Source organism: Micromonospora sp. KC606 (assembly GCF_004348675.1).
Classification (GTDB): domain Bacteria; phylum Actinomycetota; class Actinomycetes; order Mycobacteriales; family Micromonosporaceae; genus Micromonospora.
In genome coordinates, this window is the sequence record NZ_SMKN01000021.1 from 1 (window position 1) to 21478 (window position 21478).

General features: G+C 71.8%; 27 protein-coding genes and 1 pseudogene. 11 read left to right on the plus strand and 17 right to left on the minus strand.

What is annotated here, in order from left to right; genetic code table 11:
* A partial coding sequence (locus tag E1193_RS07885; protein ID WP_132181759.1) for a PP2C family protein-serine/threonine phosphatase occupies nt 1-1166 on the minus strand: 1166 nt, incomplete at its 3' end.
* 452 nt (nt 1167-1618) lie between these two features.
* Between E1193_RS07885 and E1193_RS07890 the strand changes: the two genes are divergently transcribed.
* Together E1193_RS07890 and E1193_RS07895 are read left to right on the plus strand one after the other, a co-directional pair.
* Nucleotides 1619-2500: a universal stress protein gene (locus tag E1193_RS07890; protein WP_132181677.1), complete on the plus strand. Its 882-nt coding sequence runs from the start codon at nt 1619-1621 to the stop codon at nt 2498-2500.
* A gap of 100 nt (nt 2501-2600) precedes the next feature.
* The gene (locus E1193_RS07895; RefSeq protein ID WP_132181679.1) at nt 2601-2810 is read left to right on the plus strand and encodes a phosphatidylethanolamine-binding protein; all 210 of its coding nucleotides are present in this window, start codon (nt 2601-2603) and stop codon (nt 2808-2810) included.
* Between the two features lie 181 nt (nt 2811-2991).
* Here E1193_RS07895 and E1193_RS07900 read toward each other — a convergent pair whose 3' ends face one another.
* The gene (locus E1193_RS07900; RefSeq protein ID WP_243707381.1) at nt 2992-3189 is read right to left on the minus strand and encodes a hypothetical protein; all 198 of its coding nucleotides are present in this window, start codon (nt 3187-3189) and stop codon (nt 2992-2994) included.
* A gap of 131 nt (nt 3190-3320) precedes the next feature.
* Here E1193_RS07900 and E1193_RS07905 point away from each other — a divergent pair, with 131 nt between their 5' ends.
* The gene (locus tag E1193_RS07905; RefSeq protein ID WP_132181683.1) at nt 3321-3974 is read left to right on the plus strand and encodes a hypothetical protein; all 654 of its coding nucleotides are present in this window, start codon (nt 3321-3323) and stop codon (nt 3972-3974) included.
* 15 nt (nt 3975-3989) lie between these two features.
* On the opposite strand, the gene E1193_RS31765 is transcribed toward E1193_RS07905, so the two are convergent.
* The 8 genes and pseudogenes from E1193_RS31765 to E1193_RS07940 all read right to left on the minus strand — a co-directional run bounded on the left by E1193_RS31765 (nt 3990) and on the right by E1193_RS07940 (nt 8155).
* Nucleotides 3990-4160 (minus strand): hypothetical protein, encoded by a 171-nt coding sequence (locus E1193_RS31765; RefSeq protein WP_165945677.1) that lies wholly within the window; start codon nt 4158-4160, stop codon nt 3990-3992.
* An 80-nt stretch (nt 4161-4240) separates the two neighbouring features.
* Nucleotides 4241-5509 carry a hemolysin family protein gene (locus tag E1193_RS07910; protein ID WP_132181685.1) on the minus strand — a complete coding sequence of 423 codons (1269 nt, stop codon included), beginning with the start codon at nt 5507-5509 and terminating at the stop codon, nt 4241-4243.
* A 15-nt stretch (nt 5510-5524) separates the two neighbouring features.
* Nucleotides 5525-5722 carry a hypothetical protein gene (locus tag E1193_RS07915; RefSeq protein ID WP_091574389.1) on the minus strand — a complete coding sequence of 66 codons (198 nt, stop codon included), beginning with the start codon at nt 5720-5722 and terminating at the stop codon, nt 5525-5527.
* 4 nt (nt 5723-5726) lie between these two features.
* Nucleotides 5727-6146, minus strand: a pseudogene (locus E1193_RS07920) (SelB C-terminal domain-containing protein); the annotation flags it as partial.
* A 155-nt stretch (nt 6147-6301) separates the two neighbouring features.
* Nucleotides 6302-6886: a hypothetical protein gene (locus tag E1193_RS07925; RefSeq protein WP_132181689.1), complete on the minus strand. Its 585-nt coding sequence runs from the start codon at nt 6884-6886 to the stop codon at nt 6302-6304.
* Nucleotides 6887-7434: 548 nt separating this feature from the next.
* Nucleotides 7435-7683, minus strand: a complete 249-nt coding sequence (locus tag E1193_RS07930) for a flavin reductase (protein WP_132181691.1) — start codon at nt 7681-7683, stop codon at nt 7435-7437.
* The gene (locus tag E1193_RS07935) at nt 7683-7970 is read right to left on the minus strand and encodes a hypothetical protein (protein ID WP_243707388.1); all 288 of its coding nucleotides are present in this window, start codon (nt 7968-7970) and stop codon (nt 7683-7685) included. Before E1193_RS07935 ends, E1193_RS07930 begins: the two co-directional genes overlap by 1 nt.
* A gap of 2 nt (nt 7971-7972) precedes the next feature.
* Nucleotides 7973-8155, minus strand: coding sequence for a hypothetical protein (locus E1193_RS07940; protein ID WP_132181693.1), 183 nt, complete (start codon nt 8153-8155; stop codon nt 7973-7975).
* Nucleotides 8156-8389: 234 nt separating this feature from the next.
* Between E1193_RS07940 and E1193_RS07945 the strand changes: the two genes are divergently transcribed.
* The 4 genes from E1193_RS07945 (at nt 8390) to E1193_RS07960 (ending at nt 11305) form a co-directional block, all read left to right on the plus strand.
* Nucleotides 8390-9187 (plus strand): helix-turn-helix transcriptional regulator, encoded by a 798-nt coding sequence (locus E1193_RS07945; protein ID WP_132181695.1) that lies wholly within the window; start codon nt 8390-8392, stop codon nt 9185-9187.
* On the plus strand, nt 9174-9362 hold the full coding sequence (locus E1193_RS07950) for a DUF397 domain-containing protein (protein WP_132181697.1): 189 nt from the start codon (nt 9174-9176) through the stop codon (nt 9360-9362). The genes E1193_RS07945 and E1193_RS07950 overlap by 14 nt, the downstream gene beginning before the upstream one ends.
* A gap of 261 nt (nt 9363-9623) precedes the next feature.
* Nucleotides 9624-10619, plus strand: a complete 996-nt coding sequence (locus E1193_RS07955; RefSeq protein ID WP_243707395.1) for a polysaccharide deacetylase family protein — start codon at nt 9624-9626, stop codon at nt 10617-10619.
* Nucleotides 10620-11008: 389 nt separating this feature from the next.
* A complete protein-coding gene (locus E1193_RS07960; RefSeq protein WP_132181699.1) occupies nt 11009-11305 on the plus strand; it encodes a DUF1540 domain-containing protein in 297 nt (98 codons plus the stop codon).
* A 66-nt stretch (nt 11306-11371) separates the two neighbouring features.
* Here E1193_RS07960 and E1193_RS07965 read toward each other — a convergent pair whose 3' ends face one another.
* Nucleotides 11372-13381, minus strand: coding sequence for a protein meaA (locus tag E1193_RS07965; RefSeq protein ID WP_132181701.1), 2010 nt, complete (start codon nt 13379-13381; stop codon nt 11372-11374).
* Between the two features lie 151 nt (nt 13382-13532).
* Between E1193_RS07965 and E1193_RS07970 the strand changes: the two genes are divergently transcribed.
* Together E1193_RS07970 and E1193_RS07975 are read left to right on the plus strand one after the other, a co-directional pair.
* Nucleotides 13533-14381, plus strand: coding sequence for an ABC transporter ATP-binding protein (locus E1193_RS07970; RefSeq protein WP_132181703.1), 849 nt, complete (start codon nt 13533-13535; stop codon nt 14379-14381).
* Entirely contained in the window at nt 14378-15220 is an 843-nt protein-coding gene (locus E1193_RS07975) for an ABC transporter permease (RefSeq protein WP_132181705.1), read from the plus strand. The genes E1193_RS07970 and E1193_RS07975 overlap by 4 nt, the downstream gene beginning before the upstream one ends.
* A gap of 124 nt (nt 15221-15344) precedes the next feature.
* Here E1193_RS07975 and E1193_RS07980 read toward each other — a convergent pair whose 3' ends face one another.
* Together E1193_RS07980 and murA are read right to left on the minus strand one after the other, a co-directional pair.
* Nucleotides 15345-16193 (minus strand): 3-hydroxyacyl-CoA dehydrogenase family protein, encoded by an 849-nt coding sequence (locus tag E1193_RS07980; RefSeq protein WP_132181707.1) that lies wholly within the window; start codon nt 16191-16193, stop codon nt 15345-15347.
* Between the two features lie 81 nt (nt 16194-16274).
* Nucleotides 16275-17702 (minus strand): UDP-N-acetylglucosamine 1-carboxyvinyltransferase, encoded by a 1428-nt coding sequence (gene murA, locus E1193_RS07985; RefSeq protein WP_132181709.1) that lies wholly within the window; start codon nt 17700-17702, stop codon nt 16275-16277.
* Between murA and E1193_RS07990 the strand changes: the two genes are divergently transcribed.
* Nucleotides 17701-18273 (plus strand): cob(I)yrinic acid a,c-diamide adenosyltransferase, encoded by a 573-nt coding sequence (locus E1193_RS07990; protein ID WP_132181711.1) that lies wholly within the window; start codon nt 17701-17703, stop codon nt 18271-18273. The two genes, murA and E1193_RS07990, sit on opposite strands and share 2 nt — an antisense overlap.
* Complete coding sequence (locus E1193_RS33010; protein ID WP_243707397.1) at nt 18249-18455, plus strand: VOC family protein; 207 nt, start codon at nt 18249-18251, stop codon at nt 18453-18455. The genes E1193_RS07990 and E1193_RS33010 overlap by 25 nt, the downstream gene beginning before the upstream one ends.
* Here the strand turns inward: E1193_RS33010 and E1193_RS08000 are convergent.
* The 4 genes from E1193_RS08000 to E1193_RS08020 all read right to left on the minus strand — a co-directional run bounded on the left by E1193_RS08000 (nt 18433) and on the right by E1193_RS08020 (nt 21418).
* Complete coding sequence (locus E1193_RS08000) at nt 18433-19005, minus strand: hypothetical protein (RefSeq protein ID WP_132181713.1); 573 nt, start codon at nt 19003-19005, stop codon at nt 18433-18435. The genes E1193_RS33010 and E1193_RS08000 overlap by 23 nt on opposite strands.
* A 383-nt stretch (nt 19006-19388) precedes the next feature.
* A complete protein-coding gene (locus E1193_RS08005) occupies nt 19389-19847 on the minus strand; it encodes a DUF2550 domain-containing protein (RefSeq protein ID WP_132181715.1) in 459 nt (152 codons plus the stop codon).
* Nucleotides 19848-19859: 12 nt separating this feature from the next.
* Nucleotides 19860-20138: a F0F1 ATP synthase subunit epsilon gene (locus tag E1193_RS08010; protein WP_132181717.1), complete on the minus strand. Its 279-nt coding sequence runs from the start codon at nt 20136-20138 to the stop codon at nt 19860-19862.
* A gap of 143 nt (nt 20139-20281) precedes the next feature.
* Nucleotides 20282-21418 carry an LCP family protein gene (locus tag E1193_RS08020; protein WP_243707404.1) on the minus strand — a complete coding sequence of 379 codons (1137 nt, stop codon included), beginning with the start codon at nt 21416-21418 and terminating at the stop codon, nt 20282-20284.
* Between the last annotated feature and the right edge of the window lie 60 nt (nt 21419-21478).

The following is a 21478-nucleotide window of genomic DNA, read 5'->3' on the forward strand; positions in this document are numbered from 1 at the left end:
CCAGCCCCGGCCCCGAGCCAGTCCAGACAGACGACGACGGCGTCGTCACGCAGGTCGGTCTCGGCGTGGTAGGCGAACAGCTCGCGCATCACCGTACCAACCGCCTCGGTCGCCGGCTGCAGCCGCGTCGACCGCATCGACCGCGCCATGGCCCGCTCGCCGTACGCCTCCTGGCCACCCGGCTGTGCGGCGTACACCCCGTCACTGACCACGAACAGCCGGTCCCCCGGTTCCAGGTCGAACTCCTGCACCGTGTACCGGGTCTCGGCGAACATGCCCAACGGCAACTGCTGCTCCAGTTCGATCCGGCTGACCGCCGCGCCGCGCAGCCGCAGCAGGTGTGGCGATCCGGCGTCCACGGCACGGACCCGACCGGTCGTCGTCTCCACCGCCAGCAGCAGCGTGGCCACGTGCCGCCGCCCACGATGCTGGTAGAAGATCGTGTCCGAAGCCAACTCGGCCTGCTCCACCAGGCCGCCGCCGGAACGGCGGGCGTTGCGCATCGCGTTCACGGTCAGGGCGGTCAGCAGGGACGCCCCGATCCCGGCCCCGGTGCCGTTGAGCACGCTCAGGGTGAGCAACCCCTCGTCGACCGCCCAGTCGAAGTGGTCACCCCCCACCGTGTACGCCGGTTCGAGCTGCCCGGCCACCAAAAACGCCTCGTGCCGGAGGCTGCGCCCCGGCAGCAGGTCCCACTGCATCTCGGCGGCCATGCTCAACCGTTCCCGCCGCCGTACCCGCCGGTAGCGGTCGGTCTCCCGGTCGGCGGCGCGCAGCGCGGTGGCGAGGTCGCCGGCGACCTCGCCGAGCTGGGCGACCGTACCGGCCTGCGGTGGGGCGGTCAGCTCGACCAGCAACACGCCCAGCCGCTCACCCCAGGCGGTCACCGGCAACCAGAGCCGGCAGTGACCGTCCTCCCGGCCCTCCAGCACCGGCTGCTGGCTGCTGAAACAGCGCTGCGCCTGGCCCTGGCAGGCGAGGAAGCCGGCATCCGGCAGCTTCGGGTCGAGCACCGGCCACAGCCCGCTGATCCGGTAGTCGGCGAGGAGCACGTCCACCCTGGACGCGTCCAACAGCGACCGCAGGACCCGGTCGGCGGCTTCCACCAGTTGGTCGGGTGGGGCCCCGCGCAGCGCACGGGACACCGCCGCGGACGCGTCCGGCATGTTCGTCCTTCCAAGGGATTCTTGCTGTAGGGCAAGAATCATACGGAGGCTCCGACCGAACAGCGCACCGACCGGGGTCAGCCTGCCGTTGACGGCCAGCCCGCCGTAGAGCGCGTCCGGCACCGCCCCCGGTTCGCCGCGCGGCCGCCACCGCGACACCGCGACGATGCCGTCATCGGTCGGCGTCCACCGGCCCAACAGCGGCCGGAACGCCCCCGGGTCACGCATCCGGAACTGCGGCCCCACCATGGCCAGCGACGTCCACGCGGAAGTGGTGCGTCCCGCCAGCCAGAAGTCGATCATGCAGGCGGTGCTCGGCTGCTCCGGATCGGCCATCGACGAAAGGCTCCCTTCCAACGGCTGGCCGAAACGTAGCGACGCGGCCGTACCCACGGTATCGGCCCGGTGACACCCCGCAGACCGCGATACTGGCCGACAGGAGGTGGGCGGACGTGAACTCGGCGGACGGCGCGGCCGTGGTGGTGGGTGTGGACGGGTCGGAACCGGCGCTGCGGGCCGTCCGGCTCGCCGCCGTGGAGGCCGACCGCCGACGCCGGCCGCTGCGGGTGGTGCACGGGTTCATCTGGCCCCTGCTGCGGGTCCCGGTCGGCCAGCCCCCCGACGGCCCGCCCGGCAGCGGGCTACGCCACCAGGCCGAGGACCTGGTGGCGCGGGCGGTCGCCGAGGCGGAGGCGACCCGGCCCGGGTTGCGGACGACCGGGGAGATCATCGACGGTGAGGCGTCGGCGGTGCTGCTGGGCGAGTCCCCCACCGCGGCCATGATCGTGCTGGGTGACCGTGGGCTGGGCGGATTCACCGCCCTGCTGGTCGGCTCGGTCGCCGTCCAGGTCGCCACGCACGCCGACTGCCCGGTGCTGGTCGCCCGGGGCGAGGAACGCCCGGGCGGGCCGGTGGTGGTGGGGGTCGACGGCTCGCCGTTGTCCCGGCCCGCGCTGGACTTCGCCGCGGAGCAGGCCGCCTTCCGGGGCACGACCCTGCACGCGGTGCACGCGTACCGGCACCCCACCTCCGGGGGCCCCGGGGACATGCAGCCCCTGGTCTATGACCAGAACGAGCTGCGCGACGAGGAACAGCGGGTGCTCACCGAGTCGCTCGCCGGCATCGCGGAACGCTACCCGGACCTGCCGGTCACCCGGGAGGTGGTACGGGACCGGCCGGTGCCCGCGCTGACCGCCGCGTCCCGCCATGCGGCGATGGTGGTCGTCGGCAGCCGGGGACGCGGCGAACTGACCGGCCTTCTGCTCGGCTCCGTCAGTCACGGGCTGCTGCACCACAGCGCCTGCCCCGTCGCCGTGGTCCGCGCACCGGACTGAGGGTGCCGTGGTCCGCGCACCGGACCGAGCGGTTGGCGCGCGCCCAGACGGGTAGACGGCCCGGGTACGGCAGACGGTGACCGCGACCGAGGAGGCGGCGATGCCAGGACCACGGCCCGGAAGCAACGCCTACGACAAGGAACGGGCACGGCTGCGCGATGTCATCGAGCAGTCCGGCCGGGCGGCCGACCAAGAGGCGAACCAGGTCGCCAACCGGATCCTCCAGGAGGATCGCGGACAGCGGGGCGTTGTCCGGGGCGACCGGACCTTCGGCCCCAAGGGTGAGCGCGAGCCCGGCGACCCGAAGTGAGGGCACCCGGCGCCGGCCGGCTGATCGGGGTCTGGCGAACGTGGACCCCGGGCCCGAGGACCGGGCGGCCAACCGCCGCTCGGTCCTCGGTTCGCTGCTCGGTTACGAAATGGGTGCCGCCTTACGGAATGGCGGCCGCAACCACCTGGAATTGGCTGCGGCCGCCCTCGGGGCGACACCGTCAGACGTCGCTGTCGTCCTCGGCCACCGGCTCACCGGCCGGGCCGTAGGGCGAGACCTGTCCCTTGGGGACGGGCCTGCCCCGGTCACCGGTCGAGTGGGTCTTGTTGCGCGGATGGCCGGTCGGCCGGGGCCCCTTGCTGTCCTGGCTGGTGGCTCCCTTGTCGTTGCGGCGAAACTCCTCCTGCTGCGGTTGCACCACATGTCTCCTTCCGGTGGGAGCACGCGACCGGCGAGGCCGCGCACCAGTTCGGCATACCCGCCGGCGTGGCCGGCATTCTCCCCGCCGCCGGCCGGGCTGATCCGCCGCGCAGCGGGTAGACCAGGCGGATGGGGGACGAACACCGGGTGGCCCGGGCGCTGCTGGACCGGCAGGCACGCACGTACGCCGAGGAGGCCGGCATCGATCTCATCGACCGGCCCGGGCCGCTCTACCAACTGCTGGTACTCGCCACGCTGCTGAGCGCCCGGATCCGGGCGCAGGTGGCGGTGGCCGCCGCCCGGGAACTGTTCGCCGCGGGCTGGCGGACCCCGCAGGCGATGGAGGCGGCGAGCTGGCAGGAGCGGGTCGACGCCCTCGGCCGCGGGCACTACCGGCGCTACGACGAGCGGACCGCGACGATGCTGGGCACCGGGGCCCGGCTCTGCCTGGACCGTTGGCACGGTGACCTGCGGCGGCTGCACCGCGAGGCGGACGGGGAGGCGAGCCGGCTGCGCCGGCTGCTGACCGAGTTCCCCGGCATCGGCCCGACCGGCGCGGACATCTTCCTGCGCGAGGCGCAGGCGGTCTGGCCGGACGTGCGCCCGTACGCCGACCGCCGGACCCTGGCCGGGGCGAGACGGCTGGGACTGCCGGCCGACCCGCGCGGGCTGGCTGGGCTGGTCGGGGAGGCGGAGTTCGGGCGGTTCGCCTCGGCGCTGGTGCGGGTCGCGCTCGGTGAGGAGTCCGCCGGCGAGGTCAGCCGGACGGCGACGGTCGGCTGAGCGGACCCGGCCTCGTCAGTCGACCGGCTGGCCCGGCTTGGTGAGGTGCCAGACCAGCAGCGCGGCCAGCAGGGCGAGCAGCACGATCCCGCCGGAGATCCCGCCACCCTCCGCGCTGGAGTCGCGCCCGGTCATCCCGAAGTAGATCACCGCGAGCCCGGCGAGCACCGCCAGGAACGTCCGCATGCCTCGGTCCTTCACGCCCCGCACGCTACGACAGCCGGGCGGCCGAGCCGCGTGGTTGCGGGGGCGGTCACCCGTCCGGGTCAGCCGGCGACGGCAGGGCCCCGCACCCGCACCTGGCGCACCGCCCGGTCGGCCACCTCGACCACCTCGACGATCAGCCCGGGCAGCCGGACGATGTCCCCCGGACCGACCGGCAGCCGCCCCAGGCCGGCCAGGACCAGCCCGGCGACGGTGGTGTAGTCGCGCGGCAGTGGGAAGGTCAGCCGCACGCCGACGTCCGGCAGGTCGTGCAGCGGAAAGTCCCCGGGCAGCAGCAGCGCCCCGTCGGCCTCCCGGACCACCCCGCGCACGTCCCGGTCGGTCTCGTCGTACAGCTCACCGACCACCTCCTCCAACAGATCCTCCATGGTGACCAGGCCGTCGACCCCGCCGTACTCGTCGACCACCAGGGCGAGCTGTTCGTGACGTTCGCGCAGCTGCCGCATCGCCTCGGCAACCGGCAGCGTGCCGGGCAGCAGGACCGGCGGACGGGCCCGCCGTCCGGTCGTGTCCCCGTCGACGCCGACCAGGTCCCGGATGTGCACCACGCCGCACACGTCGTCCAGCCCACCGGGGCCGACCACCGGCGCCCGGGACCGGCCGGCGGCGGCGAGCCGTCGCATCGCCTCGGGCGGGGACAGATCGGCGGGGAGCATCGTCACGTGCCGGCGGGTCACCAGGACCTCACGCAGGGTACGTCCGGCGATGTCGAACGCGCCGGCGAGGATCTCCCGCTGCTGCGCCGACAGGCCCCGCTGGCTGGCCAGCATCTCCCGCAGCTCGTCCTCGGTCACCTCAGCCCGGCCGGCCCGGGGGTCGCCGCCGGCGAGCCGGACCAGCAGGTCGGTGGTGCGGCTGAGCAGCCAGACCGCCGGCCGGGACACCCCGGCCAGCAGGTCCAGCGGCACCGCGCTGAGCAACGCCCAGCGTTCCGCCCGCTGCATCGCCAGCCGTTTCGGGACCAACTCCCCGACGACGAGCGTGACGAAGGTGAGCAGCACGGTCACCAGCACCACCGCCGCCGGGCGGGCAGCCGCGCCGAGGAAGCCCAGCGGGCCGACCAGCGGCTCGGCGAGGGTGACCGCCGCGGCCGCCGAGGCGAGGAAACCGGCGAGCGTGATGCCGAGCTGGATGGTGGCCAGGTAGCGGTTCGGCTCGCGGGACAGCCGGGCCAGCCGGACGCCGGAGCGCCCCGCCCGGCCAAGCCGGCGCAGTTGCCCCTCGCGCAGCGTCACCAGGGCCATCTCGCTACCCGACAGGGCGGCGTTGACCAGTACCAGCACGACCACCAGCGCGAGCTGACCGCCCATCGCACCCCTTTCCGGTCAGTCGGTCTCCAGGTCGTCCAGGGAGATGGCGTGGGTCATCAGCCAGCGGGCCAGCGCCGCCATGCCGAACAGCCACAGCGGAGCGGACTCGGTGGTGCCGTTGGTGGCGAAGATGGCGAACCTCAGGTCCGGCGCCCGGTACGCCTCGATCCGCCAACGGTGGTTCTTGTCCCGCCAGACCGCTGAAGGGTCCATGGCGTCACGGTAGGCGACACGGAGGCACCGGCGGAGCGGCTTCGGCGCAGACGGCCGGGACGGCGCCGGGCAGGGTACGCGGCGGCGCGACCAGCCGCCGGGCGTTGTCGGGAAGCCGGCGGGTCGCCCCGAGCCGGTCCAGCAGCTCCAGCAGCGGCACCGTCACCCGGCGGGTGGTGTCCAGCGCCTGCCGGACGGCGCTGAGCGTGAACGGCTGTGGCAGGGCCGCCAGCACGCGGACCGCCTCGTCGAGCGCGCCGGGCAGCAGCACCACGTTGTCGGCGAGCTTGAGCAGCTCGCCGGCGCGGACCGCCGCGCCGACCTCGCGGGGGCCGAGGCCGAGGGCGGCGAGCCGGTCGGCCTCCGGCGCGCGGAACGGGTGGTCGACGTTCTCGGCGCGGAGCCGCCGCACGGCCCGGGCCACGCCGCTCACAGGCGGATCGGTCCAGTGACTCAGTGGCTGGGAACCATCCACCTGACTCGGCTACTGGGCCGTGCCGGCTGCGGGCACGCCGAAGTCGACCGCTGGCCGGCACCCCGTGCGGGGTGCCGGCCAGCGTGTGCGCATGTGGGTGTGGGTCAGCTGTTCCAGTGCTCGGCGACGAGGTCGGCGGCCTGCTGCTCCCACTGGGCGTAGTGGTCCGGGTAGGCCGAGACCTGCACGGTCTGCGCGGCCCGGGTCAGCGGCATGTCCTGCCAGCCGTCGACCTGCTTCAGGCCCTTCAGGAACGCCGTGGTCGAGTACTCGGGGTCGGTGATCTGCTCCACCGTGCCCCAACCCGAGGACGGACGCTGCTGGAACAGGCCCTGCGAGTCGTGGTCGTTGCGGTCACCCAGGTGACCCAGGTTCTCCAGCTTCGACTCCTGCAACGCGGTCGCGATCGACACCACCGCGGCCCGCTCGTCCATCCCGGCCTTCTTCGTCGCCGCGATGATCGCCTTCACGTTGGCGCTCTGCTCGTCCGACAGGTCGATCCGCGACTGCGTGCCCTGCACACCGTGCGGGATCAGCCGGCCACTGTCGGGCTTGTCGGCCTGCGCCACCGCGACCAGCCCGCTGCCGACGGGGGCAGCGTGGGCCTCGGCCACCGGGCCGGCGAACACGCCACCGGCGAACGCCAGACCAGCGATACCCAGAACGCTCCTACGCATGATCGTGTTCATCAGGAAGCTCCTTCACGGGGGTCGACACACACGAGCCGTGGGGGACGACATCGCGTGCGGGCACCTCGACAGGCGCTCAACCAAGGGGAAAAGTCGATGTCCGGCTCCTCGCAAACCCCGAAAGGGCTCGCGGTCACGCCAAGCACGAGGCTCGCGGCGCCGGGACCATGTGTAACGACCGCCGGCCCACCATCATTCCGGCCCGGCACCACCCCGGGCCGACCCTCGGGCCAGACAGCGAGGCGTGCTGCTGCGGTCGTACGCAGGGTGTAACGACCTCGGGCCCGCCACCATTCCGCCACCGGGGTGCCGCCGGTCACCGGACGCCGAGACCCACGTGGCCCGAACCGGGCACAGGCACCCCGAAGACGCGACCGTCCGAGACGAGCACGGCCGATCCACGTACCCAGGAACCGACAAAGCGGACGCCACGCGCACCGGTGCGCAACCGATCACGACGGGCGGTGTCGCCCAGCCGGCCACAGGGGCAGGCAAACCAGACCCCTCCGGGTACGGCTGGCAGCAGGACCGGCAGCAGGGGACATGGTTCATCCTCGGGGTCTGGCCCAGGTGAGGAAGCGTTCCGTCAGGTCGGCGTGCTGGTCGGGGTTGAGTTGGGTGAGTTGGTCGCGTGCCTCGGTCATCTGTTGGGCGAGGTAGACCATCAGGGCGGTGCGGTCGTGCCGGTACTCGACCAGCAGGGAGAGTCGGGCCGGCTGGCACGGCCACTGCGCGCCGCAGTTGCGGCACCGCCACAGCGGGCGCATCGGCAGGTGGGGGATCATCCGGCCGGCCATCAGCGCATCCGCAGGGCGATGGCGCGGGCTTCCTCATCATTGAGCGGCAGGAACCACAGGAAACGTTTCACGATCTCCGGCGGCTGCGGTCCCTCCGGTCGGCCCCGCAGGTCGCGGATGGCGCGGCGCAGCACGCACGACATCACCGGGATCAGGGCCGTGCCGTCGAGCCGGTCCCGCGGGATCGCCCGGAAGGACGGGCAGGGCCACGGCTCGCCGCAGGTCTCACAGTCCCAGCTCGGGTGGTAGCCGATGTGGCCGGTTACCGCAAGCACGGTGCCGAACACACTCACCAGCGGCCCCCGTTGGCCCGGAACTGCCGCCCCGGCGTCAGCCAGCCGGCGCGGCCGGGACTCTGCACCGGTATCGGTTGGGCCGACTGGCGCATCCACTCGGGCAGGTTGGTGCCGGCCTTGCGTTTCGGCAGGGCGGGCAGGGCATGGGATCGGCACCGAAACCACCGGATACGCACGTCGACCTCCTTCACGAGTGGGAAAGGGGCCGCCCCTGCACGGGGGGAGCACGAGCGGCCCCGGGACGGAGTCCGCCCCAGCCCTCCTCGGCGTGGAGCGGGTCCGCATGAGTGACAGTCTGGTGAGGACAGGACTACTGTCGGAAGGCATAGACGCTGGTCCAGGCGATGGTCCGGCGATCACACGCCGTAGCCGGCGACACTTGGCGATCTTGGCGAATCTCTGGAGGTTCGATGGAAGGTGAGCAGACGGTCGATTTGATCCGCGCCCAGCTCCGCAGGCAGCGGACCTTGGCCGGAATGAATCAGGAGGAGTTCGGTAAAAGAACGAACTACTCGGCGTCGACCGTGTCCGCCGTTGAGACGGGCACCAGGCCCATCGACCTGCCGTACGCCCGCCGGGCGGACGAGATGCTGGAAACCGGAGGACTGTTCGAGTCCCTGCTGCGGATGGCGGAGCGGGACGGCCAGCCAAGCTGGTTCAGGCCCTGGCTGGAGGCTGAACGCTCCGCCAAGCAACTCCGCTACTTCAACCCGACACTGATCCCCGGCCTACTCCAGACGGAGAACTACGCGCGCGCGGTGCTGCGCTTCGACGCCACCAGGCCGGAGGAAGAGGTCGAGAAGCATGTGGCCTCGCGGCTCGAACGGCAGGAGATCCTGACAAGGGACCACCCGCCCCTGGTGGTCGCGGTCATCGATGAGTCGGCGCTCCGCCGCCGGGACGCGATCATGGGCGAGCAGCTTGCCCACCTACTGCGCATGGCCGAGCGACCGCACATCCAGATGCACATCATCCCCGCCGACGCGGGCCTGCATGTGGGGCTCTCCGGGCCGCTGGCGCTGGCCAGGTCAGCCGAAGGCGGCTGGGTCGGACACCTAGAGAACCAGCTTGCAGGGCTTGTTGTCGATGGAGAGGATGGGATGGCTACGCTTCTGGCCAGATGGGAAGGCGTGCGGGGCGTCGCCCTCCCGCAGTCCCTGTCGATCGCCCTGGTGAAGGAAGTCGAGAGCCAGCATGGACCTCAGTAACGCAATCTGGAAGAAGTCCACCCGCAGTGGCACGAGCGGCGGCGACTGCGTTGAGGTCGCGGACAACCTGCCCGGCGTCGTCGCCGTGCGCGACAGCAAGGACCCGGCGGGCCCGGTGCTCGCCTTCGACCCGAAGACCTGGAAGTCGTTCGTCGGGTTCGCCAAGCAGCACTGACCCGGGGAACGCCGGAGCGGCCCCTCAGCCTTCGCTGGGGGGCCTCCTTCGTTCCGCCTACCTCACACGGGAGCCACCCGCACATTCCTCGTCGATGCCGTCAGCCATCAGCGTGTTCGTGGCCGCGCGGAACATGACGCCGCCCGCGCCTGCTACCGACCAGACCGCAGGATCCCGCTGGAGAACCTGAGTACCCATACGGGTCAACCGGCGGACGGACGGGGGACTCCGCAGGCGTCGTCGCGCTGAGATCATCACGCGGTGCATGTGAAGAATCGTCGTGTCGCGCTCGTCGCCGGGGTGGTGGCGCTTTTCGCCGTCGGCGGTTTCGTCCTCGGTCCGACGCCCCTGCGCGTCCCGGTCGGCGCGGCCGTCGGGGCCACCGCCCCGACCGGCGGCACAGCGGATGGCTCCTGGCAGGACGCCGGCCCCGGGACCAGCCCTGGCTCGCCGCCAGCGAATCCGGCGCGGACCCCGGGGCCCGTCCGGTCGACGGACGGTGGGACCGCGCCGGGCGGAACCGCCACCGGCCCGGCGGTGCCGGGCGCGACCGTGCCGGGCAGTCTGCCGCCGGTGGTGGACCACGGGCCGCGTACGGGCCGGAAGGTGGCCCTCACCTTCGACGCGGACATGACCGACGCGATGCGCCGGCAGTTGCGCGGGCCGAACCCGCCCTCGTACGCGAACCTGGCGATCGTGGACCTGTTGGAACGGCAGGGCGTGCCGGCGACCTTCTTCCTCACCGGCAAGTGGGTGGAGGAGTACCCGCAGCTGACCCGGCGGCTGGCCGCCAATCCCCGGTTCGAGCTGGCCAACCACAGCTACGGGCACGACGCGTTCACCCCGGACTGCTACCACCTCAAGCCGCTGCCCCGCCGGGAGATGACCGCCGACGTGGCGCGCACCTTCGACACCATCACCCCGTACGGCGGCCGACAGACCCGGTACTTCCGCTTCCCGGGCCTCTGCCACGACCGGACGGCGCTGACCGAGCTGGCCCCGCTCGGGCTGACCGTGGTCGACGGCGACGTGGTCAGCGGCGACCCGTTCGCCCGGTACTGGCAGCCGATCGTCCGGGCGGTGCTGAGCCAGGTCCGCCCCGGCTCGGTGATCGTCCTGCACGTGACCGAGGCGAACGCGCCGATGACCGACGAGGCGCTGCCGCACATCCTCGCCGGGCTGGCCGAGCGTGGCCTGGAACCGGCCCCGCTCTCCGAGGTGCTGGGGGGCACCGCCCCGGGTGCGTCCCCGTCCTAGTGCACAAGTACGAAAGTGGGTCGGGAGCGTGTCCGCCGGCCGGCTCTCGCCAGCCGGCCCTCGCTGGTTCTCCCCGGGCCCGCCCTCGCCGGCTGGCCCGCGCTGCCGTGCGCCCGTCAGGTGGCCGGCGGTCACGGGTTCCGGCTGTGGTTGTCCGTGCCGGGGTGCGGGTGGCCCTGAGTCATCTGTGTACTCAAGTCCACTGGGGAGACAGGAGCCGACCTGCGGTCATCCGTCCGAGCCGATCACGGCACCGAAGAGCGCCCATCAGCTACGACGGCTCTGCCGGCCGGCGCTTGACGCCGTACCGGGTGACGACGGGCCGAAGCCGCCCGACAAAACCCTGCAAATGCCTACCATCGGGGCAGAAGATGAGAAGGAGGGCCGTCATGACCGCTGCCATCGAGATGCCCCGGGTCGAGGAGTGCGTCGTCTCGTCCTGCGCCTACAACCACACCAACGACTGCCACGCGTTCGCGATCACCATCGGCAGCAGGGATCACGCCCACTGCGGCACCTTCATCGAGCTGCCCGTTCGCGCCGGAATCGAGCAGCTCATCGCGCAGGTCGGCGCCTGCCAGCGGGCGGACTGCCGACACAACTCCGAGCTGGAGTGCCACGCTCCGGCGATCACCGTCGGTCCCGACACTGACCTGGCCGACTGCATGACGTACCAGAGCCGCTGAACGGCCCGACCCGGGAGCGACCCGACCCGGCCCGCCGGCCCCGGGGACGCGGGGCCGGCGGGCCGCTCAGCCGGCCAGGCCGTTGGCCTCCCGGATCACGCTGACCAGCTCGTCGATGATGCCGGTCAGGGCGAAGTCCTTCGGGGTGAAGACCCGGGCCACCCCGGCCGCGCGCAGCGCGTCGGCGTCCCTGGCCGGGATGATGCCGCCGACCACCACCGGCAGGTCACCCCGCCCGGCGGCGCGCAGCCCGTCCAGCACCGCCGGCACGGCGGCCAGGTGCGAGCCGGAGAGCACCGACAGGCCGACCAGGTCCACGTCCTCCTCGACGGCGGCGGCCACGATCTGCCCGGCGGTGAGCCGGATGCCCTGGTAGACCACCTCGAAGCCGGCGTCGCGGGCGCGTACCGCGATCTGCTCGGCGCCGTTGGAGTGCCCGTCCAGGCCGGGCTTGCCGACCAGCAGTCGCAGCCGGCCGCTGCCCAACTCCCGGGCGGTGGCGACGACCCGCGCACGGACCGCGCCCAGCGTCGCGTCGCCGCCGACCCCGGCCGCGCCTGCCAGTCCGGTCGGCGCCCGGTACTCGCCGAAGACCTGCCGCAGCGCGCCGGCCCACTCGCCGGTGGTCACCCCGGCCCGCACGCACTCCAGCGTCGCGTCCATCAGGTTCGTCGTGGTCGCGGCGTCCGCGCGGAGCCGGGCCAGCGCCGCGTCCACCGCCGCGCCGTCCCGGCCGTCGCGCCACCGGCGTACGGCCGCCGCGGCGGACGCCTCGACGGCCGGGTCGACCTGCTCGACGGCCTCGGCGCCGGCGGCGGTCAGCGGCGACGGCTCGGTCTCGGTGAACCGGTTGACCCCGACCACCACGTCGGTGCCCACCTCCATCCGGCGACGCCGGTCGGCCAGCGAGGCGACCAGCGCGCTCTTGAGGTAGCCGGTCTCCACGGCGGCGACCACGCCGCCCATCTCCAGCACCTTCTCCAGCTCGACCCGCGCCCCGGTGACGATCTCGTCGACCAGCGCGGTCATCACGTGCGAGCCGGCGAAGAGGTCCGGGTACTCCAGCAGGTCCGACTCGTACGCGAGCACCTGCTGCATCCGCAGCGACCACTGCTGGTCCCAGGGGCGGGGCAGGCCGAGCGCCTCGTTCCAGGCGGGAAGCTGCACGGCGCGGGCCCGGGCGTCGCGGGAGAAGGTGACGCCGAGCATCTCCAGCACGATGCGCTGGATGTTGTTCTCCGGCTGCGCCTCGGTCAGGCCGAGCGAGTTGACCTGGACGCCGTAGCGGAACCGGCGGTGCTTCGGGTTCTCGACGCCGTAGCGCTCGCGGGTGATCTCGTCCCACAGCGCGCCGAAGGCACGCATCTTGGCGACCTCCTCGACGAAGCGCACCCCGGCGTTGACGAAGAAGCTGATCCGCGCGACGACGTCACCCATCCGTTCGGCGGGCACCTGGCCGGAGTCTCGCACCGTGTCGAGCACGGCGACCGCGGTGGCGAGCGCGAAGCCGACCTCCTGCACCGGCGTCGCGCCGGCCTCCTGGAGGTGGTACGAGCAGATGTTGACCGGGTTCCACTTCGGCATCTCGCGCAGCGTGTACGCGATGATGTCGGCGGTGAGCCGCAGGGACGCCGCCGGGGGAAAGATGTACGTCCCCCGGGACAGGTACTCCTTGATGATGTCGTTCTGGGTGGTGCCGGCGCAGCGGGCCAGCTCGGCGCCCTGCTCGGCGGCGACGGTGCCGTAGAGGCCGAGCAGCCACATCGCCGGCGCGTTGATCGTCATTGAGGTGTTCATGTCGGCGGTCGGGATGCCGTCGAACAGCGCCCGCATGTCGCCCAGGTGGGCCACCGGCACGCCGACCCGGCCGACCTCGCCGGCGGCCAGCTCGTGGTCCGGGTCGTACCCGGTCTGGGTGGGCAGGTCGAAGGCGACCGAGAGCCCGGTCTGCCCCTTCGCCAGGTTGCGGCGGAAGAGCGCGTTGGTGGCCGCGGCGGAGGAGTGCCCGGCGTACGTGCGCATCACCCAGGGGCGGTCGCGCTCCGGCAGCCGGCCCGGGAGAGCCTTCTCGTCCATGGCCGGAGTTTAAGTTACCGTTCAGTAAAACGGGCTGTGGAAAATTGCACAGGTCCACGCAGCCGACCACCAGGGACAGCCGGCGCAGGCCGTCCGACACCACCACACCCCGGCGCCAGGCCGAGCCCCGCCTGGTCGCACACTGGACGACATGGATGACCAGCTCGCGATCTCCGTTCGGGGACTGCGCAAGGCGTACGGCGACACCGTCGCGGTCGCGGGAGTCGACCTCGACGTCCACCGGGGCGAGGTGTTCGCCCTGCTCGGCCCGAACGGCGCCGGCAAGACGACCACGGTGGAAATCCTTGAGGGCTTCCGGCAGCGCGACGCCGGTGAGGTACGCGTGCTCGGCAGCGACCCGGCCAACCCCGAGGCGAACTGGCGTGCCCGGGTCGGCATCGTGCTCCAGGGCACCGGCGAGTTCGACGAGCTGACCGTCGGCGAGGTGGTCCGGCACTTCGCCGGCTTCTACCCCGACGCCGACGACCCGGACAAGGTCGTCGAGCGGGTCGGTCTGGCCGGCAAGGCCAAGGCCCGCACGCACACCCTCTCCGGCGGGCAGAAGCGCCGGCTCGACGTGGCGTTGGGCATCATCGGCCGCCCCGAGCTGCTCTTTCTCGACGAGCCGACGACCGGCTTCGACCCGGAGGCCCGGCGCGAGTTCTGGGAGCTGATCCGGGATCTCGCCGCCGCCGGCACCACCATCGTGCTCACCACCCACTACCTGGACGAGGCGGAGGCGCTCGCCGACCGGGTCGGCGTCATCGTCGGCGGGCGGCTGGTCGAGGTGGCTCCGCCGAAGGAGCTCGGCCACCGACAGGAGGCTCTGGCGACAATCTCCTGGCGTACTCCGGACGGGACGCCGGAGACGGCGCAGAGTGCCACGCCGACGGCGCTCGTCACGGAGCTGGCCGCGCGTTTCGGCGGTGAGGTTCCCGGCCTCACGGTGACCCGGCCGACCCTGGAGGATGTGTACCTGACGATGATCGGACACCGATGACGACCACGACGAAGCCGGCCACGCCGGTCGCCGCCCCAACCCGGAGGCTCGGCGCAGGCGCCCTGGCGCTGCGGCAGGGCCGGTTGGAGATCACCCAGTTCCTGCGCAGCCGGGAGTCCGTCGTCTTCACGCTGGGCTTCCCGATCATCATGATCGTTCTCTTCGCGGCGATCTTCAGCGGGGAGATCGCCCCGGGGGTCAGCTACACCCAGTACTTCATCACGGGCATGATCGCGACCGGCCTGATGACGGTGAGCTTCCAGAACCTCGGCATCTGGATACCCACCGAACGGGACCGGGGGGTGCTCAAACGCTACCGGGGCACACCGATGCCGAAGTGGGTCTGGTTCGCCGGCAAGGTGCTCATGGTGGTGGCGATCGGTGTCGCCGAGACCGCGCTGCTGCTCGCCGTATCGGTGGCGCTGTTCGACCTGACCCTGCCAGCCACCGTCGGCAGGTGGCTCACCTTCGGCTGGGTCTCCGGGCTCGGTGTCACCGCCTGCACCCTCTGCGGCATCGCCATCTCCTCGCTGGCCCGCACCGCCCGCAGCGGCTCCGCGGTGGTCACCCCGGTGGCGCTGGTGCTCCAGTTCGTCTCCGGGGTGTTCTTCGTCTTCACCAACCTGCCCGGCTGGATGCAGCAGGTGGCGGCGCTCTTTCCGCTCAAGTGGATGTGCCAGGGGCTGCGCGCGGTTTTCCTGCCGGACAGCTTCGCCGCCCGCGAACCGGGCGGGTCGTTCGAGCTGGACCGGGTCGCCCTGGTGCTCGCCCTCTGGTGTGTCATCGGTCTGGCGCTCTGCCTGACGACCTTCCGCTGGACCACGAAACGCGACGGCTGAGCCATGGCACACGGCAAGGGGCCGGGCGCGTCCGGCCCCTTGCCGTGCCATCTGGTTCCGGCCCGTGGCCGGCAGCCCCGGCTCCGGCCCCGGCCCGATGTTGCCGCCGGGCTCGGCCGGGGGCTCAGTACTGGTAGAAGCCCTGGCCGGTCTTGCGGCCCAGGTCACCGGCGGTGGCCATCCGCTGGAGCAGCTCCGGGGGGAAGAACTTCCCGTCGGCGGTGTCGGTCCAGATGTTCATGGTGGCGTTCAGCAGCACGTCCACGCCAGTCAGGTCGACCGTGGCCAGCGGGCCCATGGCGTGGCCGAAGCCCAGCTTGCACGCGGTGTCCAGATCCTCGGCGGAGACCACGCCGGACTCGACCAGCTTGACCGCCTCCATGGCCAGGGCGCAGATCAGTCGGGTGGTGACGAAACCGGCGATGTCCCGGTTCACCACCACGACGGTCTTGCCGATCCCCTCGGCGAACGCCTTCGCCGAGGCCAGGGTCTCGTCGCTGGTCTTGAAGCCGCGGACCAGCTCGCAGAGCCTCATCATCGGCACCGGCGAGAAGAAGTGGGTGCCGACGACCGCCTCCGGCCGCTCGGTCACGGTGGCGATCTGGGTTACCGGGATGGCCGAGGTGTTGGTCGCCAGAATGGCGTCGGACTTGCAGATCTTGTCCAGCGCGCGGAACACCTCGTGCTTGATCTCGATCTTCTCGAAGACCGCCTCGATCACGATGTCCGCGTCGGCCGCCGCCTCCAGGTCGGTGGTCGTGGCGATCCGACCCAGGGTCGCCTCGACCTCGGAGTCGTCGATCCTCCCCTTCTCGGCGAACTTCTCCAGCGACTTCCGGATGCCGGCGACGCCCCGCCGGGTGGCCGCGTCGTCCAGGTCGCGCAGCGTCACCTGCCAGCCCGCCTGGGCCGCCACCTGGGCGATCCCCGAACCCATCAGCCCGGCACCGATGACCGCGAGTCGACCCGCCATCTGCTTCTCCCTCGCTGCGATGTGAGTGTCTGCCAGCACCCTAGTCGCCAACGCTGAACGAGGGCTAAGGCCCTGGGCGGCTCAGATGGTCAGCTCCGGCGTCCGCGCGACGCTGCCCCGCTCGACCTCGACGCCCAGCGCCCGCAGGTCCGCCACCAGGTCCGGGTACCCCCGGTCGACGTGGTGCACGTCGGAGACCTCGGTGATCCCGTCCGCGCAGAGCCCGGCGATGATCAGCCCGGCGCCGGCACGGATGTCGGTGGCCCGCACCGGTGCGCCCGAGAGCCGTTCCCGCCCACGCACCACCGCGTGGTGCCCGTCGGTCTTGATGTCCGCGCCCAGGCGCATCATCTCGTTGGCGAACATGAACCGGCCGTCGAAGATGTTCTCGGTGATCAGCGAGGCCCCGTCGCTCACCGCCGCCAGCCCGATCGCCATCGGCAGCAGGTCGGTGGCGAAGCCCGGGTACGGCAGGGTGACCACGTCCACCGCCCTCGGCCGGTCGTCGGCGCGAATCCGGAAGGCGTCACCGCGGGTCTCCACCAGTGCACCGGCCGACACCAGCTTGTCCAGTGCCACCTCCAGCAACACCGGGTCGATGCCGCTGACGGTGACGTCCCCCCGGGTCATCGCCGCGCCGAACGCCCACGTCCCGGCGACGATCCGGTCCCCCACCGTGACGTGCCGCACCGGACGCAGTTCGGGCACCCCGACGATGCGCAGCGTGGAGCTGCCGGCGCCCGAGATCCTGGCGCCCATCTCGTTGAGCATCGTGCAGATGTCGACGATCTCCGGCTCGCGGGCGGCGTTGTCGATGACCGTCACGCCCCGGGCCAGCACCGCCGCCATCACCAGGTTCTCGGTGGCACCGACGCTGGGGAAGTCCAGCACGACCTCCGCGCCGCGCAGCCCGTCCGGGGCCGCGGCGATGACGAAGCCGTGCTCGCCGGAGATGTCCGCGCCCATCCGGGCCAGCCCGCCGATGTGCATGTCCAGGCCACGGGAGCCGATCGCGTCCCCACCGGGATGCGCCACCCGGACGTACCCCCGGCGGGCCAGCAGCGGACCCAGCACGCAGATCGACGCGCGCAGCCGCCGGACAAGGTCGTAGTCGGCCTCGGCACCCGGTTCCTCCGGCACGTCGATGACGACCGAGCGGGATCGGGCCGTCCCGCCGTCGGCCACCATCGGGTCGACCGGGTCGTCCGCCTCGAAACGCACCCCGCAGCCGAGCCGGCGCAGCACCTCACCCATGATCGCGATGTCGGTGATCCGGGGGACATTGGTGATCACCGTCCGACCCGGGGCCAGCAACGCCGCCGCCATCAGCTTCAACGCCGAATTCTTCGCGCCCACCACGTGCACGGTCCCGGCCAGGCGGGCCCCGCCGTCCACCCGGATCACGTTGACGTCGTGGCCGCCCGGCGCCCCGGCGTCGCCCACGCACCCGGCGGCCGGGTCCGGCCGTGCCGGGATCGTCAGGTCCGGTATCCGTAGGCTGTGCGTCATGGCCGTCCACCTCACGCGCATCTACACCAAGGCCGGCGACGCCGGCATGACCAGGCTGAGCAACAACGAGCAGGTGCCGAAGACCGATCCACGCATCACCGCGTACGCGGACGTCGACGAGTGCAACGCCGCGATCGGCGTCGCGATCGCCCTCGGGCAGCTCCACGACGAACTGCGGGCGGTGCTGGGGTCGATCCAGAACGACCTGTTCGACGTGGGCGCCGATCTGTCCACCCCGGTCGAGCCGGCCCCGAAGTACCCGCCGCTGCGGGTCACCGAGGAGTACGTGGAGCGCCTCGAGGGCTGGTGCGACGAGTACAACGCGCGCCTTGGCAAGCTCGACTCCTTCATCCTCCCCGGCGGCACCGCCGGCGCGGCGCTGCTGCACGTGGCACGGACGATCGCCCGGCGCGCCGAGCGGGCGGCGTGGGCCCTGGTCGCTCACGATCCGGATCGCACCAGTTCCCTTCCGGCAAAGTATCTCAACCGTCTCTCGGATCTGCTCTTTATCCTGTCAAGAACGGCAAATCCGGACGGAGATGTGCTATGGGTGCCGGGCGGTCAGCGCTGAACCTCGGCACGCTGCACCACGTCGAGGTCTGGGTACCGGACCTCGCCCTCGCCACGGCGAGCTGGGGCTGGCTCCTCGGCGAGCTGGGCTGGACGCGCCCGGAGACGCCGCTGGCCGGCACCCCGGTTCTTGGGGTGCCGGCCAGCGTTCGTTCCTGGGTCAGCTGTTCCAGTACTGGGTGACGATGTCGGCGGCCTGCTGCTCCCACTGCGCGTACGCATCCGGGTAGGCGGAGACCTGCACGGTCTGGGCGGCCTCGGTCAGCGGCATGTCCTGCCAACCGTCGACCTGCTTCAGGCCCTTCAGGAACGCGAGCGAGGAGTACTCCGGATCGGTGATCTGCTCCGGCGTGCCCCAACCCGAGCTCGGACGCTGCTGGAACAGGCCCAGCGAGTCGTGATCGTTGCGGTCGCCGAGGTGGCCCAGGTTCTCCAGCTTCGACTCCTGCAGGCTGGTGGCGATCGAGATGACGGCGGCGCGCTCGGGCAAGCCGGCCTTCTTCGTCGCCGCGATGATCGCCTTCGCGTTCGCGGTCTGCTCGTCGTTCAGGGTGATCCTGGACTGCGCGCCCTGCACGCCGTGCGGGATCAGCTTGTCGCCCTGCACGGTCACGGCCACCGGCTTGGTGTCCACCGGCTCCGTGGCGTGGGCGGCGATCGGACCGGCGAACACACCACCGGCAAAGGCAAGACCAGCAATACCGAGCACACTCTTACGCAGCATCGTGTTCATGGGAAAGCTCCATTCGGGGGTTGGCGCGTCACCCGCCGACGGGGATCGGCGATCTGGTGTGCGCAAGCACCACGTCAGGCGCTCGAAGTAAAGTCTTGGGGGATCATCCGGCGCGCGGGGCCGAGCCTCTGCATCGCTCCGGGACCATGTACAACGACCGGCGGCCCACCATCATTCCGGGCCTTGCGCCGCCATCGGCGGGCCGTCTTCCGCGGTCGTTCACGGGGCTACAACGACCCGCGCCCGCCCGTCATTCCGCCGGCAGAGCGCCGCCGGTCACGCCGGTCACCGGCACGAAACGGACACACCGCGCAGGATGGGCCATCGGTGGAACACCGCTCACCATGCCGGATCGGCGTCGATCGGGCGGCCGGCGCGGGAGGTCAGGCGGCGGGCCAGTCCTGGGAGGCAGCCAGACGCGGCGAGGCCGCCCCGGGCGGGGCGGCCTCGAGCCAGGAGAGGAATCCGGTCACCGTGGAACGTGCCATGGCGATCTCGACCGGCGCGTGGTGACTGGTACAGCGGAGGATGACCCAGTCCGCGGGCATCGAGAGCCGCTCCTGCCCCTCGGGCAGGCGCCGTCGCTCCACGACGAGCTCCTTGCGGGAGAGCACCCGGTTGGGCCGGAGGGCGAAGCTGAACATCCGGTACCACCGGAGCTCGTCGCCGACGAAGCGGCCGAAGCCGGGAGACCAGCCCCGCCCGTCGAGGACCGTGGTGACCCGGACGCTGAGTCGGATGATGCCTCCGCTACGGGCGACCACGGCCCGGCGGATGAAAAGGATCACGAGCGCGGCGAGCAGCACCGCGATGCCGACTCCGATCCCTTCCACGATCTCCATCGGCGGGTCGGCTCAGCGTGCCGCGGTGGCCGGGGTGGCGCTCTCGGCGAGGACGGTGACACCCTCGCCGGTCACCGACAGAAAGCCGCCGGCGACGTCGTAGGCGATCTGCTCCCCGCCGGCCTGCTTGATGCGAACCTGGCTGGGCTCCGCGAGCTGGCCGAGCAGGGGCGCGTGCCCCGCCAGCACACCCAGCTCACCCTCGGTCGTCCGCGCGACGACCATCTCGGCGTCGCCGGACCAGACCTTCTCCTCGACGGCTACGAGCTCGACGTGAAGCTGCTGTGCCACGCTGTCTCCTTGCTGCGGCGGCGGATTGTGGAAAGTCTAGTCCCGCGCCCGAAGGCTCCCCAACGCGGGTGGCGAGACCTGCACCATCGTGGGTGCGTTGCGCCGTGGCGGGGCCGATCCGGCACCGACCCGGCCCGACCTGGTTACTTGTTCCGGTTGCGGAACTCCGGGTGCTCCAGCAGGAAGCCGTCGAGCTGTTCGTCCTTCAGGGCGGCGAAGAAGTCGTCCGCGGCGGGCAGCAGCCGCTCCCCCCGGTACGCCGCACCCGTGCCGATTCCCTCGCCGGGCAGCTTGATCAGCTCGACGTTCTCCGGCCGGACGTCCTTGAGCGCGAGGGCGAAGTCGACGACGCTGTTGCCCCGGCCGTTGAAGGTCAACGACTGGCCGGCCGCCCGGACCACCCGGTCCAGCTTGATCGGGTTGGTCACCACATCGGCGCTCACCGCCTGATTCGCCATCGCCTTGATGAACTGCTGCTGGTGACGCTGGCGGCCGTAGTCGGCGTCCGGGACGCCGTTCTTCGGATACCGCTGCCGGACGTAGTCCAGCGCCTGCCAACCGCTGAGGTGCTGGGTGCCCTTCTTGTACTCCGCCTGCGGGCCGATGTAACCCTCGCCGTACGGGTTGCCCTTGCGGTGTTTGCCGTCGGGCTCCCGGTGCTCGGACCTCACGTCCCGCTCGATGTACATGGTGACGCCGCCCATGGCGTCGACGATCTTCTGGAAGCCGGTGAAGTTGATGATCGCGCCGGCGTCGAACCGCTCGATCCCGATGACCTGCTGCACGCTCTTGGCGAGCAGCTCGAAGCCCTGCGCGGCGCTCGGATTCTGCCCCTGCACGATACTGCCGCGCGCCATGGCGCCGTTGAGCTTGCCCCTGCCGCCGGAGTAGTTGGCCTTGTCGAATCTCGGGATGTCGACGACGAGGTCGCGCGGCATGGAGAAGAGGTAGGCCCGGTCCAGCGTCGAGGGCACGTGCAGCACCATGATCGAATCAGCCAGCGGCGGATCCTCGGGTTTGCGCGGGTCGATGCCGACCAGCAGGATGTTGAGCGGCCCCTTTATGTCGCTCTTGCGTTCCTGTGCCCCGGCGGCCTGGTCGCCGAAGAGGTCGGCCTTGCCCACCGCGCCCTCGTAACGAGCGAGCAATGCCTCGTAACCGACCAGGACGACGCCGCTGAGCAACATCAGCACGGCGCCGAGGACGGTGCACGCCCGCGCCCACCGCGGCACGCCCGCCCAGCGGGACGGCCTGCGCCCCTTCTTGCCGGCCTTACCCACCGGGAACTCCATTCGTCGTCGCGCCCATGACTCTCAAGACGGGCGGACGCGGCCGAAAAG

What these genes read in the sequence shown, in the direction of transcription:
- E1193_RS07895 (WP_132181679.1), top strand. Translation starts at nt 2,601, where the DNA reads ATGCCAGGACCACGGCCCGGAAGCAACGCCTACGACAAGGAACGGGCA.
- E1193_RS07905 (WP_132181683.1), top strand. Translation starts at nt 3,321, where the DNA reads ATGGGGGACGAACACCGGGTGGCCCGGGCGCTGCTGGACCGGCAGGCA.
- E1193_RS31765 (WP_165945677.1), bottom strand. Translation starts at nt 4,160, where the DNA reads ATGCGGACGTTCCTGGCGGTGCTCGCCGGGCTCGCGGTGATCTACTTC.
- E1193_RS07910 (WP_132181685.1), bottom strand. Translation starts at nt 5,509, where the DNA reads ATGGGCGGTCAGCTCGCGCTGGTGGTCGTGCTGGTACTGGTCAACGCC.
- E1193_RS07915 (WP_091574389.1), bottom strand. Translation starts at nt 5,722, where the DNA reads ATGGACCCTTCAGCGGTCTGGCGGGACAAGAACCACCGTTGGCGGATC.
- E1193_RS07925 (WP_132181689.1), bottom strand. Translation starts at nt 6,886, where the DNA reads ATGAACACGATCATGCGTAGGAGCGTTCTGGGTATCGCTGGTCTGGCG.
- E1193_RS07930 (WP_132181691.1), bottom strand. Translation starts at nt 7,683, where the DNA reads ATGGCCGGCCGGATGATCCCCCACCTGCCGATGCGCCCGCTGTGGCGG.
- E1193_RS07945 (WP_132181695.1), top strand. Translation starts at nt 8,390, where the DNA reads ATGGAAGGTGAGCAGACGGTCGATTTGATCCGCGCCCAGCTCCGCAGG.
- E1193_RS07950 (WP_132181697.1), top strand. Translation starts at nt 9,174, where the DNA reads ATGGACCTCAGTAACGCAATCTGGAAGAAGTCCACCCGCAGTGGCACG.
- E1193_RS07960 (WP_132181699.1), top strand. Translation starts at nt 11,009, where the DNA reads ATGACCGCTGCCATCGAGATGCCCCGGGTCGAGGAGTGCGTCGTCTCG.
- E1193_RS07965 (WP_132181701.1), bottom strand. Translation starts at nt 13,381, where the DNA reads ATGGACGAGAAGGCTCTCCCGGGCCGGCTGCCGGAGCGCGACCGCCCC.
- E1193_RS07970 (WP_132181703.1), top strand. Translation starts at nt 13,533, where the DNA reads ATGGATGACCAGCTCGCGATCTCCGTTCGGGGACTGCGCAAGGCGTAC.
- E1193_RS07975 (WP_132181705.1), top strand. Translation starts at nt 14,378, where the DNA reads ATGACGACCACGACGAAGCCGGCCACGCCGGTCGCCGCCCCAACCCGG.
- E1193_RS07980 (WP_132181707.1), bottom strand. Translation starts at nt 16,193, where the DNA reads ATGGCGGGTCGACTCGCGGTCATCGGTGCCGGGCTGATGGGTTCGGGG.
- E1193_RS07990 (WP_132181711.1), top strand. Translation starts at nt 17,701, where the DNA reads ATGGCCGTCCACCTCACGCGCATCTACACCAAGGCCGGCGACGCCGGC.
- murA (WP_132181709.1), bottom strand. Translation starts at nt 17,702, where the DNA reads ATGACGCACAGCCTACGGATACCGGACCTGACGATCCCGGCACGGCCG.
- E1193_RS33010 (WP_243707397.1), top strand. Translation starts at nt 18,249, where the DNA reads ATGGGTGCCGGGCGGTCAGCGCTGAACCTCGGCACGCTGCACCACGTC.
- E1193_RS08000 (WP_132181713.1), bottom strand. Translation starts at nt 19,005, where the DNA reads ATGAACACGATGCTGCGTAAGAGTGTGCTCGGTATTGCTGGTCTTGCC.
- E1193_RS08005 (WP_132181715.1), bottom strand. Translation starts at nt 19,847, where the DNA reads ATGGAGATCGTGGAAGGGATCGGAGTCGGCATCGCGGTGCTGCTCGCC.